The sequence below is a fragment of the Halopseudomonas oceani genome (genome assembly GCF_002903165.1).
Taxonomy (GTDB): domain Bacteria; phylum Pseudomonadota; class Gammaproteobacteria; order Pseudomonadales; family Pseudomonadaceae; genus Halopseudomonas; species Halopseudomonas oceani.
On sequence record NZ_PPSK01000016.1, the window covers coordinates 40,174 to 54,302 of the forward strand.

Here is a 14,129-nt window from a genome sequence, read left to right on the forward strand (position 1 = left end):
ATCGAAGACTTTTCCGGGCTGTGCGCGGCGACCTGGGAGAGTCGTCGCGCCTCAGCTTTTGCGGATCAGGTAAATGCCGGCGATCACCAGTGCCGTGCCACCGAGCTGTACCCAGGTAAGCGGTTCGGCCAACAGCAGCCAACTGAAGAAAATGGTCATGACCGGACCAAGCATCCCCACCAGAACCGTTGGCCCGGCGCCAATACGCTGAATTGCTCCGGACTGAAAGAAGATCGGTAGCACGGTCGAGAACAGCGCCATGGCGGCGCAGTAGGCGTAGATTGGCCACGGTTGGATCAGGTCGCTGATTGGGTTGGTGACCACAAAGTGCAGTTGCGCGGCGAGGATCGACACGATCAACGCCAAAATCGAAAACCGCGCGGCGCCGAGCTTGGCGATCGACACTTCGGCGAACGCGGTGTAGCAGGCATAGGACAGCGCCGAGCCGAACACCAGGGCCGCGCCGATCCAGGGGGCAATGCTGTCTTCGGCGAACTGGTGGTCGCTGAGAAACACCAGACTCACCCCCGCGTAGCAGAGCACCAGCGCGCCGATCAGGCGCGGGCTGGCGGTTTTACCAAGAAACAGCAGGCCGATCAGGATAGTGATGGTCGGATAGGTGAACAGGATTACCCGCTCCAGCCCGGCAGAGATGTACTGCAGCCCGGCAAAGTCCAGAATCGACGCGCCGTAGTAACCGGTCAGACCGAGAAAGATCAGCAGCGCCCAATCCTTGCGGTTGAGGCTGGGGCCGGTGCGCAGGTAGGCATAACCGCTGAGCAGGAACATCGGCAGCGAAAACAGCATGCGCAGCGAGAGCAGGGTAATCGCGTCGACGGGGCCGACAAGGTAGGCGAGCTTGACGAAAATCGCCTTGAACGAGAAGCCGAAAGCCGCAAGGACGGCAAGCAGCATACCGATCTGTCTGGGGGAAAGGGCGGTGCGGGTCATGGGAGACTCTATTGGCCTAGGTTCAATTAGTTGGATGCTAATCTCCTTAAGGCGTCTGTAGAATTGCGTTTTTCCCATTCAATCGTTCGTATTTTTCGAATTCATATGAAATACAACCTGACTGATCTACGCCTGTTCATTGCCATCGCCGAGTGCCAGAGCCTGACGCACGGCGCGGAGCGGGCGTTCTTGGCACCGTCCTCTGCCAGCCATCGGATCAAGATGCTGGAAGCGTCACTCGGCACGGTATTGCTGCACCGGCGCTCACGCGGCGTCGAGCTGACCCGTGCCGGCGAAATCTTTCTGCGCCATGCCCGGCAGGTGTTCGCCCGGCTGGAACAGATGCATTCGGATCTCGCGCCCTTTGCCGAGGGCGTGCAGGGCCATGTGCGGCTGTGGGCCAACACGCACGCGATTCACAGCTATCTGCCGAACGATCTGGCAGCGTTTCTGGCTGAGCATCCACAGGTCAGTGTGAATCTGGAGGAGCACACCAGTGCCGACATCCTTGCCGGTGTTGCTCGTGGCGACGCCGAAATCGGCATCGTGGCCGGTTACGACGACTATCAGGACGTTGATCTGGTGCCGTACAGGGCGGATCGACTGGTCCTGATCACCGCTCCGGGCCACCGGCTGGCGGCAGCCGGTTCATTGGCGTTCGCTCAGGTGATTGGTGAACCCTTTGTCATGCTGCATGCGGGCTCGGCGATCCACACCTTCACCATGAATACCGCTTCCAACATGGGCTCGCATTTGAACGTGCGCGTGCAGGTCAACAGCTTCGAGGCGGTATGCCGAATGGTTGCCGCCGGGGTTGGGGTTGGTTTGGTACCGCGTGAGGCGGTCAAGCTGTCGGGCCGTCAGCCGGTATCAATCATCGAATTGGCAGACAGCTGGGCCCAGCGTGATCTGAAAATCTGCACCAGCAGCAAGGCACCGGTTTCATCGTTCGCCCGTGCGCTGATTGACCATTTGCTCGCTGAATAGCCCCTCAACAGCAGACTGACCAGTCCGGTAATTGGCAGGATCGTCTGCCTTGTGCCCCTTATCAGCGGAGGCTGCCGCTCTACAATGGGCTATCGCCGCGCAATGCTTGGCGCGGTCATCGCATCGTTCACGTCCACCGATGCCGGCAGGTGCCTGGCACCTGCGCATCGGCCAACAACCATAAGAGGGGACGGGCATGAGTCAGCGCGTGTTATCGGGTGACAGTGAGTACCTTAAAAGCGGCTACGCCAAGGCCTACAAGTCGACTGCCGGCAGTCAGGATACGGTTGATGCCGCCGAGCTTGAGCGGCTGCATACGGCATTGCTGCGCGATGGTTATGTGATTCTGGAGCGGATTGTTCCAGAGGCGCAGATCGAGCAGATCAGCGCCGAGTTGCGGGCGCTGCTGCCCGAGCACTGCGGTCGCAACGACTTTGAAGGGACGCTGACCCAGCGGCTCTATGCGGTGATTTCCAAAACCCTGGCGTGCAATCCGCTGGTTGAGCATCCGTTGGTGCTAGGGCTGCTGGATAAGGTGCTGGCGCCGAATTATCTGCTCTCACAACTGCAGGTGATCAACATTCTGCCCGGCGAGCAGGCGCAACCGTTGCACCACGACGATGCCTTCTACCCGGTGCCGCGGCCGCGCCCGCATTTCGGCGCGGCGACCATCATTGCGATGGACGATTTTACCGCCGACAACGGTGCCACCGTGGTGATTCCCGGCAGTCATACCTGGGACGGCCATACCCCAACGCCGGACGACTGCGCCAAGAGCATTCCAGTGATCATGCCCAAGGGCTCTATGGTGCTGTTTCTCGGCACCCTGTGGCATGGCGGTGGTGCCAACCAGAGCGCCGCGCCGCGTCTTGCCGTGACCGCGCAGTACTGCGAGCCCTGGGTGCGCCAGCAGGAAAATTTCAGCCTGTCCGTCCCGCTGCCGCGCGCCCGCGAATGCAGCCCGCATATTCAGCGTATGCTGGGCTACTCGATCCATCCGCCGTTCATGGGCATGGTTAACGGCATGCATCCTAGGCGGCTGCTGGAAGACAAACCCAGCTGACCCATTCTCCACTCACTCCTGATCAAGAAGCAGTAACGCGATGGCTACAGAAGGTCTGATTTATCCGCTTACCACACCTGCGCTGGGCGCGACGCTGGAGGTGCAGCCGGGCGTGCTGTGGATTCGCATGCCGCTGCCGTTCAGGTTGGATCACGTGAACCTCTGGGCACTGCGTGATCGCGACGGCTGGGCGCTGGTCGATACCGGCGTCTGGACCAGGCAGGCGATGGCCGTCTGGGAGCAGCTGTTTGATGAGGTACTTGGGGGGCTGCCGGTAACGCGGGTCATCTGTACCCACCGTCACGCTGATCACGCCGGTCTGGCCGGCTGGCTGGTCGAGCGTTTTGGCTGCGAGCTGTGGATGCCGCATATCGAATATCACGCCTGCAACGCGGCGCGGCTGCAGGGCCGGGAAGCCCCCGAGGTGGAGCTGGCGTTCTACCGTCGTGCCGGCTGGAACGACAGCGCGCTTGCTTACTGGCGCGACAACTACGGCGGTATCTCCAGCATGGTGCATCCGTTGCCCGAGCGCTTCCGCCGTATCGGTGACGGCGACGTACTCAGCATTGGCGAGCACGACTGGCAGGTGATCGTCGGCCAGGGCCATACCGCCGAGCATGCCTGCCTGTACTGCGCGGAACTTGAGTTATTCATCTCCGGCGATCAGGTATTGCCGCTGATTTCATCCAACGTATCGGTACAGGCCCGCGACCCGGATGGCAACCCGTTGGGTGAGTGGCTGACCTCGATGCGCCGGATTCGTGATGTTGTCAGCGATCGCGTGCTGGTGCTGCCGTCACACAACGCCTGCTTCCAGAGTTTGCACGCACGGATTACTGATTTGGTCGACACTCAACAGGCGCTGCTGCACCGGCTGCGTGACGAGCTGCGTGAACCCCACCGCAGTGTCGATATTTTCGAGTGTTTGTTTGGTCGGCCGATTGGCATGGATGACGGCATCGTGCTGGCGTTGGCGACCGGTGAAAGCCGCGCCAACCTCAACTGCCTGATTGCGCAGGGCCAAGTCGAAATGCAGCGTGATGCCCATGGCGTGGAGTGGTATCGGGCTTGCGGGCACTAAATCAGGTGGTCAACGCTGGGCGAGCGTGCTTGCGGCCAAGACGCTCGCGCATCGCGTCGCTGGCGGCCGGCCCCGGCTGCACTGTGCACTGTTCCGGCGCGAGCACACGGCCGTCCTCCGGGTCGGTGAAGGCCAACTGCAGGCGCTTGCCGGTGTCACGATCCACCACCTGCACGCTTTCGCCCTCAGCGGCGTAGTGGCGATTGCCCCAGTCAACGAAGGCCATCAGCACCGACGCAAAGTCCTCACCCTTGGTCGTCGGCACGTATTCGTAGCGCAGCGGCCGCTGGCTGTAAGGCACCCGTTCCAGCATTCCGGCCTCGACCAGTGCGTTGAGGCGCCGGGTCAGCATGTTTGGCGCAATGCCTAAACTCTGTGAAAACGCATCGAACCGACGTAATCCATGCAGGGCATCACGCATCAGCAAAATACTCCACCACTCGCCGACTTGATCCAGGCTGCGGGCAATGGGGCATTCGACGTGGGTGAGCTTCTTTCGCTGCATAAATCTGATCGTCCGGTTGCATACAAGTCTGGCTCAGAATGTTACTTTCATTATGATAGTAACGTCCATCTGCTATTGGACTTTCCCGAAACGAAGGAGCAGGACTCTGATGAACAAGCGCATTGTGGTCACCGGCATGGGCGCGGTATCGCCGCTGGGAACAGGAGTGGAAGCGGTCTGGCAACGGCTGACGGCTTGTCAGTCCGGCATCCGCACGTTGCCCGAAGAGCTGATCGGTGACCTGGCGGTTCGTATTGGCGGCCAGGTACCGAGCGTCGAGCAGGACCCGCAAGCCGGGTTCGACCCGGACTGCTACCTGCCGGCGAAAGAGCAGCGCAAGATGGACCGCTTTATCCTGTTTGCCATCGCCGCTGCGCAGGAGGCACTGACCCAAGCGGGCTGGGCTCCGCAGGACAGCGAGGGGCAGGAGCGTACCGCCACCATCATTGCTTCGGGCACTGGCGGCTTCCCGGCCATGGTCGAAGCGGTGCGCACTACCGACAGCAAAGGTCCGCGCCGGCTGTCGCCGTTCACCATCCCGGCCTTTCTCTGCAACATGGCTGCCGGCCACATTTCCATTCTGCACGGCTTCAAGGGGCCGCTTGGCGCGCCGGTTACCGCCTGTGCAGCGGGCGTGCAGGCGATTGGTGATGCGGCGCGGATGATTCGCGCAGGCGAAGCCGATATTGCCATTGCCGGCGGCGCCGAGGCCTGCATTCACCGCGTCAGCCTCGGCGGCTTTGCAGCAGCGCGTGCGTTGTCCGGCAGCCACAGTGATGCGCCGGAAAAGGCCTCGCGGCCTTTTGATCAGGCGCGTGACGGTTTTGTCATGGGTGAGGGGGCAGGACTCTTGGTGATCGAGTCACTGGAGCATGCCTTGGCCCGCGGTGCGACGCCGCTGGCAGAGTTGGTGGGTTACGGCACCAGCGCCGACGCCTATCACATGACCGCTGGACCGGAAGACGGCAGCGGCGCGCGCCGGGCCATGGAACAAGCGCTCAAACAGGCGGGCGTCACTCCGGAGCAAGTGCAGTACCTCAATGCCCATGCCACCTCCACTCCAGTCGGTGATCTGGGGGAACTGGCGGCACTCAAAGCGTTGTTCGGTAACAGTGATGGCCCGGCCATCAGCTCGACCAAGTCGGCTACCGGCCATTTGCTGGGTGCGGCAGGCGGCATCGAGGCGGTGTTTACCGTGCTGTCGCTGCGCGACCAGTTGGCGCCTGCAACGCTGAATCTCGACAACCCCGATGAGGCGGCGGCGGGCCTGGATCTGGTACGCGGCGGTGCACGGCCAATGGCTATCGAGTACGCACTGTCGAACGGGTTTGGGTTTGGCGGGGTGAATGCCAGCGTGCTGTTTAAGCGTTGGGCGTCGTAGATACCGTCTTGGGGGACTCTGTGCTTGATTAGGTACAGGGGAGGGAGTGCAGAAGGGAAAAGCAGATGGCGCGGGCGGCGGCGTGGAGCCGCCCGCAACCTTTCCGATTTCAGGCCCTGAGGCCCAAACTCAGAACCAGGCGTCTTGCATGTCGTAGGTCAGGCGGTTGCCGGTGCTCAGCAGGCTAGCCTGGCTGGCGAGGCTGGCCAGTTCCCAGTCCATGAAGTAGCGCGCGGCGTGCAGCTTGCCCTGGTAGAAGTCGGCCTCGCTGCCTTCTGCGCCAGCCTCCAGCGCGCGTTCGGCCACCAGTGCCTGACGCAGCCAGATCCAGCCGACAACCACGCGACCAAACAGGTCTAGGTAGGCGGTGGCATTGGCCAGACCCAGGTCGACGTCAGCTGCGACCTGTTGCAGCAGATCGCTGCTCACCTGATCCAGAATGCCAACCGCGTCGTTCAGCGCCGCGGCCATGCCAGCGCATTGTTTGCTGGTGCCGGCTTCGGCAATGCTGGCGCGCGCTGCGGCGAGGAACAGGCGGTAGCCCTTGCCGCCGCGTTGGCTCAGTTTGCGGCCCAGCAGGTCGAGCCCGTGGATGCCTTCGGTGCCTTCGTGGATCGGGTTCAGGCGGTTGTCGCGGTAGTACTGTTCCAGCGGATATTCGCGGATGTAACCGGAGCCACCGAGGATCTGGATGCCCAGATCGGAGGCGATCACGCCGTACTTGGAGGGGTAGGACTTGACCATCGGGATCAGCAGATCGAGCAGCTCGTTGGCGTCTTCACGCTCGGCTTCGGTCGGCGCGGTGTGCGAGTCCTCGAACAGGCTGCTGGCATACAGGCACAGGCTCAGGCTGCCTTCGGCGTAGACCTTCTGCTGCAGCAACATGCGGCGCACGTCAGCGTGCTGGACGATGCGCACCTGGGTAGACAACGGGTCCTTGCTGCCCGGCAGACGGCCCTGCGGGCGTTCGCGGGCGTAGTCGAGCGCGTGAATGTAGCTCTGATAGGCCAGCACGGAAGCGCCGAGGGCAACGCCGATACGGGCTTCGTTCATCATCTGGAACATATACGACAGGCCCTTGTTGGCCTCGCCGACCAGATAGCCGACCGCACCGTCCTGCTCACCGAAGCTCAGTACGGTGGAGGTGGTGTTGCGGTAACCCATCTTGTGCAGCAGACCGGCCAGTGCGACGTCGTTGCGCGCGCCCAGGCTGCCGTCCTCGTTGACCAGCACCTTGGGTACCAGGAACAGGGAGATGCCCTTGACGCCAGCCGGTGCGCCTTCGATACGCGCCAGCACCATGTGCACGATGTTGTCGGTCAGCTCGTGGTCGCCGCCGGAGATGAACATCTTCTGGCCGAATACGCGGTAGCTGCCGTCTGCTGCCGGGCGTGCGGTGGTGCGGATGTCGCCGAGGGCAGAGCCTTGGCCCGGCTCGGTCAGGGCCATGGTGCCGCTGTAGCGGCCGTCCAGCATCGGCGGCAGGAAGCGCTCGCGCAGCGCATCGCTGGCGAAGCTCTTGACCAGGTTGGCGGAGCCGATGGTCAGGAAGGAGTAGCCGGAAGTGGAGATGTTGGCGGCGCTGAAATACGCAACGCAGCTGCGCAGGATGACTTCCGGCAGCTGCAGGCCGCCGTCTTCGGCGTCGTGGTGCGCGGCGTGGAAGCCGGCCTCGGCCAGTGCATTCCAGGCGGCTTTGGTTTCCGGAATCAGGGTGACCTTTTCACCGTCGAAGGTCGGCTCGTTGGCGTCGCCTTTCTGGTTGTGCGGGGCAAGAAATTCGGCAGCGATGCCGCGGGCGGTTTCCAGCGTGGCGTCGAAGACGGCGCGGTCGTGCTCGGCGTAGCGCGGACGTTGCAGTAGCGCCTCGGTGTCGAGCATTTCGTAGAGCTGGAAGTTCAGCTCGCGTTCGTTCAGCAGCTTGTCGGACATGATGGCCTCGTCGGCAGGGTGGATCACAGGCAGACGTTGTAACAAGCCGGACGCGGGTTTGCGTCAAACCACGGGTGGATTTGCAGGTTGAATTTTGGGTGGAGACGGGTGGAGATTCAGGTCAGCAAATTCAGTGTGCGGGCAATCTGAATGGCCTGCTGCCGCTCGGCGGCGCCGAGTTTGCGGAACAGGTTGTTGATGTGGGTCTTGACCGTGCTGAGGCTGACGTTGAGACCGTTGGCAATCTGCTGATTACCCTGGCCGCGGGCGATCCGCTGCAGCACGTCCTGCTCACGTCGGGTCAAGGGGTCGATCAGGGTCTGCTGCGGATCGGCGTCAGCAAGCAGGGCCTGCAGTGGATGGAGCAGTTGCTTGCTGGTCGGTAGGTCGGGCAAGCCTTGCTGGCGACGGAAGGCAGGTGACAGCAACTGACGCAGCTCGTTGCGCAGTTCCGTGCCTTCGTGCTGGAGCAATTGGCCCAGGCGGTGACCAAGGCTCAGCTGCAAAGCCTGCTCCAGCGCCAAATACAGCTCGGCCTGCTGATGCCCGTTTCGGGCGATCCGAGCGTTGAGCAGATGCACCTGCAACGCGAGCAGTCGGTTGCCCTGTGCACTTGCCTGCTCCTGTAGTTGGTGGGCCAGCGCCTGCGCCGTTCGAGTCTCCCCCTGATGGCAGAGCACCCAGCCGCGGGCCAGGCGTTCTTCGTAGTGCAGTGCCTCGCCGTAGTGCTCTTCACACCAGCCCCATTCATCCAGCCACTGGGCAATGATGGGCTCGTCCTGCTGACGCACCGCCAGCCGTACCCGCCAGGCGCCGGCGATGCGATAGATACCGTACAAGCGGTATTGCCATGCCAGCCTGCGCGACTCATCCCAGAGCTTGATTGCCTGCTCGGGCTGACCCCAGGCGTCGTACAGACAGGCCTGATGGTGCAATACCCAGGGCAGGGCTGCGCTGTGTACCACCTCCAGCGCGGCGGCCTCGGCCTGGGCCAACTGCTGGCGCGCTGCCTCAAATTTGCCTTGCTGCATCTGGACCAGCGCCTGGCCGATGTTGAGGAACAGGTCGTAGAAGGTGTTGGAGGTGGCTGCTGGGTCGTGCTGCAGCATGCTCACCAGGCGCTGGTCAGCCTGCAGGGTATCGCCGCGAGCAAGGTCGATCTGGGTCAGTAGCAGGTGCAGGTTGTGGGTGTAGCCGCGGAAGGCGAACTGGGTCAGTTGTTCCAGTGCTTCATGGGCCGCCTGCTCGGCGCAATCCAGGTCGCCGAGTGCCAGCAGGCAGCTAGCGCGGTTGTAGAGCAGCACAGCGCTGGCGGCGGTACGTTGGGGCCAGTGACGCATGCTGCTGTCAGTCAACCGCAGACCATGCCGGTAGTTGCCGCCCAGTACGGCGAGTCTGCTGCGCAAAAAGGCGATGGTCTGGAACAGCCGCTCGGGGCGGTCGGCGGGCACCTGCGCCTCACGCACCAGGCGTTGCAGGAGCAGCAGGCAGTGGCGCGCACGCTCGATATCATTGGTGGCGATTACGGTGCTCGCCTCGGTGATCGCCAGTGTCAGGTGATCGGTGTCACGGTCGGGCAAGTCCATCAGAAAGTCGACGATGGAGTCGACCTTGCCCTCGCGCAGCAGGTCAAAACTGTGCTGTTCGACCTCGGCCAGCAAGCGGTTGTAATCGCCGCCGCGCCCCAACTGGTAGACCGCCTCGCCATAGCAGCGATGCTGCAGCAGCCAGTCGGCGGCCTGCAGATGCAGGGCGCGCAGTGACGCTGAGTCGCAGCGTTGCAGGTGACGAAGGCAGGCGCTGCGCAGGGCGGGGTGGTAGCGGTGGGTCAGCAGGTCATCGGGGTTGGGCTGGATGAACAGGTCGTGGCGGCTGAGCCAGCGCAGGGTACGCTCAGGCTGTTCGTCCCCGCTCAGCTGCGCGGCCAGCTCGGGGTTGAACGCACTGACCACCGCAGTCTGCTGAAGAAAGTACTGCATTTTGGGCGGCAGACCTTGCAGCAGCGATTGGCTGAGGTAGTCGGCGATATATTCGCTGGCGTCTGCGTTGTCGGCGCGTGCTGCCAGCGCAAGCAGCACGCCGCTGATCCAACCTTCACTGCTGGTGCGCAGCTGGTAGATGCTGTCGTTATCCAGTATGGCGCCGCGTTTACTGGCCAGTTGTGCGATCTGGGTGTTGTCGAGCGACAGCTCACTGGTACCGATCAGCTGTAATTGCTGGTCCCTGCGCAGGTGCGCGATTTCCAGTTCGGGTAGCCCTTCGCTTGCCGCGACGATTCTTAGTTGGGGCGCGGCGAAGCCAATCAGTTCATTCAGCAGCCGTCGGGTGCCGGGCGAACGCAGCAGATGCAGGTCATCGAGAAACAGGGTGAAAGGCCGGGAACGGGCTTCGAGTGCATTGAACAACGCGGTGCCGAGTGTCTGCTCCTGTTCAGGGGACGACGGTAGCAGGCCGAACAGGGCAGCGAGATGCTGCAGAAACACCGCTGGCTGGTTGTCTGCGCTGCAGCATCGCAGCCAGCCCCAGTCTCCGTCCATGTTAACGGCGCAGGCTGCCATCAGTGTCGTCTTGCCGTAACCGAGGGGGCTGGTCAGCAGGGTCAGACGGCTGCCTGATGCGCTCAGGCACCGGACCAGTGCATCGCGTTCAAGCATGGCTGCGGGTAACGGCGGCGGGCGCAGGCGTGCACGGTTGAGTGTGACCGCTGACACTGTTCCCACTTTGCCTGCTTGCTGCAGCTCTGTCATCGACCTGCCCATCACCTTTTGCAATGCGGCCATTATACGGCTGCAGGGCGTTGCGCATAGGGCTTGCGTCGGCTTTGGCCAGGGCGGCCTTGCGCCATTACTGATCAACACTATGCTCTAAAAAGAAAGGAAGCAGGTATTGGTTCTGACCTCCGCTAACAGTGCAGGCGCGGACGCAAGGGTGGGCGCAGGCTCGTCTTCGAGTCTTGGGCAATGAGGACGATGTGCAATGGGAAAGCACGTGAGCAGCAATCTGAAAGACGCGCGCCACGACGCCGAGGTGCTCATTCAGCTGACGCGACCTTATTTGCTCGCTGAGTGGGATGCCGCGTTGGATGCGGTCGTTGGGCGAGATACCGTGGCGCGGATCAAGCAGGGCGCTGGGCTCGGTTTGCTGGTTTCACCGCTTTCTGCGCGGCGGCTTGACGAGCTGTTTATCCAGTTGGCGAAAGGGCAGGACAGGCGTCGTCAGCTGACCTTTCTGATCGGTGACCGTTGGGTGATGCTGTCGTTTGACGGGGCGCGTCCGGCGCCGGATCTGGTGCAGGTCTTCCTGCAGGATGTGACCCCCCTCAAGTTGGATGAGCGTGCCGAAGAGCAGGCTTCCCATCGGCTGCTGGCCGCGCTCCAGACAGCCTGTTCTGGCGTCTGGGAGTGGTGCCCGGATGATCACTTTGTCACCCTGTGCGAACGTGCCGCTGACTGGCTCGGACTGGGGCCGCATGCTGCGGACCTGTCGCTTGAAGCCTGTCTGGAACGGATCCATCCCGATGACCGCCAGACGCTCGAACAAGCGGTCAAGGCAGGCCTGACTCCGCGCGCGAGTTTTGACGTGGAGGAAGTTGAGCTGCGTGTACGTGCGGCTGATGGTCACTATCGCTGGATCATTGTTGCGGCGGCCACCTTGCCGGCGATGGAAAAGGGGGAGTATGCGCGGGTCTGCGGCTGCATTCGAGATGTCACCCTCCATCGGCAACTGGAACAGTTGGACGTGCGCCAGCAGGAGTTGATGTCACTGGTTGCGGAGGTGCAGCAGGCCTTTTTGGTCGATCAAAGCCTGGTCGCCGCGTGTGACCGCCTGTTCGAGCCGCTGCTGGCGATCACTGACAGCCGGCTGGGCTTTATTGGCATTCTGCGTAACACCGAAGACGGTTCGCAGTATCTGGAGGTCCCCAGCATCTCCAATATCAGCTGGGATGACGCCAGTCGCGCCTGGTATGCCTCCCACCGGTACGAGGGGCAGTCCCTGCGCTTTCACTCGCTCAACAACTTGTTTGGCCATGTTGTCACTCACAACACGGTGGTCTGCACCGACACGGTCAGTCGGCATCCGGCCAGCCGGGGCCAGCCGCATGGACATCCGGCGATCAATAACTTTCTGGGCATTCCGCTGCGCTTCAATGGCGAGGCTGTCGGGATGATCGCGGTTGGCAACCGTGATGGCGGATACAGCAAGGAGCAAATCGAGTTGCTGGCGCCGTTTGCGACTGTGTTGGGCACCATGATCCGCGCCCGCCAGCTGGAAGAGCAGCGCGCGCAGGCTGAGGCCGCGCTGCTGCGCGAGGCGACGCATGATGCCCTGACTGGACTGGCCAATCGCAAGTTGTTTTTCAGCATGGCCGACAGCCTGTTCGAGCAGGCGCTGCGCTATGGTCAGCGGGTCTCGCTGGCGGTCATGGATATCGACTTTTTCAAGTCGGTAAACGACAAATACGGCCATCAGGCGGGAGATAAGGTTCTGCAGTTGTTTGCACAGACGCTATCCGATGCCGTGCGGCGCTCGGATGTGCATGCACGGGTAGGCGGGGAGGAGTTTGCGGTGCTGCTGACCCAGACGTCAGAAACAAATGCCCTCGATGTGCTGGAGCGATTTCGGCTGTCGCTGCAGGCGTCCTGCATCCAGCTCGACGACGACATCGAAATCGGCATTACCGTCAGCATCGGCTACTGCGACTTTTTTGATGGCCTGCACGATGTTGATCACTGGTTCAACCTTGCGGATCGTGCACTCTACCTTGCCAAGGCGCAGGGGCGTAATCGTGTGGTGCGGTGGACGCCGGACCAGGCGGGCAGGTAATGCCCGCCTGAGCGGCGAATAGCCCGCAGCGGCGCTGCTATTCCAGTTCCTCGGCCTGCTGCTCCACTGCCTGCGCGTCGGCGGTCGGATTAAACTCTTCGACAAATATCTGCCAAAAGGCAATAAACAGCGCCGCAATCAGCGGTCCAATAACAAAACCGTTTATGCCGAACAGGGCAAAGCCGCCGAGCGTTGACAGCAGGACCAGATAGTCCGGCAGCTTGGTGTCGCGCCCCACCAACAGCGGGCGCAGCAGGTTATCGACCAGGCCGATGACGAGCGCGCCGAAGGCGATCAGGATGATGCCTTGGGTCCAGTGCCCAATCGCCAACAGATAGATCGCGACGGGGCCCCAGATCAGGCTGGCACCGACTACCGGGATCAGCGACAGCATTGTCATCACCACACCCCACAGCAGTGGACCGGGGATATCCAGTGCCCAGAAGATCAGTCCGCCGAGCGCGCCCTGGACTGCGGCGACCACCAGATTGCCTTTGACGGTGGCGCGGGTCACTTCGGCGAACTTGCCGAACAGCTGATATTCGCGTTCATCGCCCAGTGGCAAGGCGCGTACCAGCAGATTGACCAGCTCGGGACCATCGCGCAGCAGGAAGAATGCCAGGTAAATCATCAGTGCCAGGCTGGCGAAAAAGCTCAATGTTCCTTGGCCTAGCTGAACGGCATTCTGTGCCAGGAAACGGCTGGAAGTAACCGCTGCATCAGTGGCGAGCGACTTGATGCGGTCGAGGTCGATATTCAAGCGTCCAAACAGGCTCTCAACCATCGGGAAGCTGGTACGCAGTTTGTCCATGATCGCGGCCGGGTCCAACTTGCCGCTCTGCACCCGCTCGTACAGCGCGTGGCCTTCCTGCACAAACGAGGTGATGACAAATACCGCCGGCAGAATACACAGCGCCATGCAGACAGTCAGTGTGGCCAGTGCGGCCATGTTTTCGTGGCCGCCCCAGCGTTTGCTCAGGCGTATATGCAGGGGGTGGAACAGCAGGGCAATCACACATGCCCAGAACACTGCGCCGAAAAAGGGTTTGAGTAGATAGAGAAAGAGAAGGGTTACAACGATCAGCAACAATAGAAATGAACGCTGCTCAAGTTTTGCCTGCATTGGCTCGGGCTCCTGCCATGGAAAACCCGATTTGAGCAGAAAACCCGGACGTTTACACCCTCCTGATAATCCAAATGGTGCTCAAGCTGCCCGTGCTAGTAGCATTATTAACGGATCTGCCAACTGCTGCGCTCATCAGAACCCTGATTGAAATCCAACATTGGCCGTGGTCGAGTTTGGCGCTAGCCGTTCGGAGTGCTGGGCATTGCCGGGTGTTAACGGCAAGACTTCGGCGGGGAAAATGTTGGTGACGATGCACTGTTAGCTAAATAGAGAGCCTGA

Annotated in this window: 10 protein-coding genes; 5 read left to right on the top strand and 5 right to left on the bottom strand. The window is 61.9% G+C overall.

Translation table 11 applies throughout. The features are described 5' to 3' along the window. Positions 1-51 precede the first annotated feature (51 nt). Complete coding sequence (locus tag C1949_RS14755; protein ID WP_104739244.1) at positions 52-951, bottom strand: DMT family transporter; 900 nt, start codon at positions 949-951, stop codon at positions 52-54. Between the two features lie 105 nt (positions 952-1,056). Between C1949_RS14755 and C1949_RS14760 the strand changes: the two genes are divergently transcribed. The 3 genes from C1949_RS14760 to C1949_RS14770 all read left to right on the top strand — a co-directional run bounded on the left by C1949_RS14760 (position 1,057) and on the right by C1949_RS14770 (position 4,082). Beyond that, positions 1,057-1,938, top strand: a complete 882-nt coding sequence (locus C1949_RS14760; RefSeq protein ID WP_104739245.1) for a LysR family transcriptional regulator — start codon at positions 1,057-1,059, stop codon at positions 1,936-1,938. Between the two features lie 196 nt (positions 1,939-2,134). Beyond that, positions 2,135-3,001, top strand: a complete 867-nt coding sequence (locus tag C1949_RS14765) for a phytanoyl-CoA dioxygenase family protein (RefSeq protein ID WP_104739246.1) — start codon at positions 2,135-2,137, stop codon at positions 2,999-3,001. A gap of 40 nt (positions 3,002-3,041) precedes the next feature. Next, on the top strand, positions 3,042-4,082 hold the full coding sequence (locus C1949_RS14770) for an MBL fold metallo-hydrolase (RefSeq protein ID WP_104739247.1): 1,041 nt from the start codon (positions 3,042-3,044) through the stop codon (positions 4,080-4,082). A 1-nt stretch (position 4,083) separates the two neighbouring features. Here C1949_RS14770 and C1949_RS14775 read toward each other — a convergent pair whose 3' ends face one another. Then, positions 4,084-4,587, bottom strand: coding sequence for a winged helix-turn-helix transcriptional regulator (locus tag C1949_RS14775; protein WP_104739248.1), 504 nt, complete (start codon positions 4,585-4,587; stop codon positions 4,084-4,086). A 109-nt stretch (positions 4,588-4,696) separates the two neighbouring features. On the opposite strand from C1949_RS14775, the gene fabF reads away from it, so the two are divergent. After that, positions 4,697-5,968, top strand: coding sequence for a beta-ketoacyl-ACP synthase II (gene fabF / locus C1949_RS14780; RefSeq protein WP_104739249.1), 1,272 nt, complete (start codon positions 4,697-4,699; stop codon positions 5,966-5,968). Positions 5,969-6,097: 129 nt separating this feature from the next. Here fabF and C1949_RS14785 read toward each other — a convergent pair whose 3' ends face one another. Both C1949_RS14785 and C1949_RS14790 read right to left on the bottom strand, forming a co-directional pair. Further along, complete coding sequence (locus tag C1949_RS14785; protein ID WP_104739280.1) at positions 6,098-7,900, bottom strand: acyl-CoA dehydrogenase; 1,803 nt, start codon at positions 7,898-7,900, stop codon at positions 6,098-6,100. Positions 7,901-8,016: 116 nt separating this feature from the next. Next, entirely contained in the window at positions 8,017-10,611 is a 2,595-nt protein-coding gene (locus tag C1949_RS14790; RefSeq protein WP_146040333.1) for a LuxR C-terminal-related transcriptional regulator, read from the bottom strand. A gap of 277 nt (positions 10,612-10,888) precedes the next feature. Between C1949_RS14790 and C1949_RS14795 the strand changes: the two genes are divergently transcribed. Then, positions 10,889-12,724, top strand: a complete 1,836-nt coding sequence (locus C1949_RS14795) for a sensor domain-containing diguanylate cyclase (protein ID WP_170063091.1) — start codon at positions 10,889-10,891, stop codon at positions 12,722-12,724. Between the two features lie 37 nt (positions 12,725-12,761). Here the strand turns inward: C1949_RS14795 and C1949_RS14800 are convergent, their stop codons facing one another. Then, positions 12,762-13,847: an AI-2E family transporter gene (locus tag C1949_RS14800; protein WP_104739252.1), complete on the bottom strand. Its 1,086-nt coding sequence runs from the start codon at positions 13,845-13,847 to the stop codon at positions 12,762-12,764. Positions 13,848-14,129 lie beyond the last annotated feature (282 nt).

Bases quoted from the DNA above. Each gene is read 5' to 3' on its own strand.
- C1949_RS14755 (WP_104739244.1), bottom strand. From the start codon at position 951: ATGACCCGCACCGCCCTTTCCCCCAGACAGATCGGTATGCTGCTTGCC.
- C1949_RS14760 (WP_104739245.1), top strand. From the start codon at position 1,057: ATGAAATACAACCTGACTGATCTACGCCTGTTCATTGCCATCGCCGAG.
- C1949_RS14765 (WP_104739246.1), top strand. From the start codon at position 2,135: ATGAGTCAGCGCGTGTTATCGGGTGACAGTGAGTACCTTAAAAGCGGC.
- C1949_RS14770 (WP_104739247.1), top strand. From the start codon at position 3,042: ATGGCTACAGAAGGTCTGATTTATCCGCTTACCACACCTGCGCTGGGC.
- C1949_RS14775 (WP_104739248.1), bottom strand. From the start codon at position 4,587: ATGCAGCGAAAGAAGCTCACCCACGTCGAATGCCCCATTGCCCGCAGC.
- fabF (WP_104739249.1), top strand. From the start codon at position 4,697: ATGAACAAGCGCATTGTGGTCACCGGCATGGGCGCGGTATCGCCGCTG.
- C1949_RS14785 (WP_104739280.1), bottom strand. From the start codon at position 7,900: ATGTCCGACAAGCTGCTGAACGAACGCGAGCTGAACTTCCAGCTCTAC.
- C1949_RS14800 (WP_104739252.1), bottom strand. From the start codon at position 13,847: ATGCAGGCAAAACTTGAGCAGCGTTCATTTCTATTGTTGCTGATCGTT.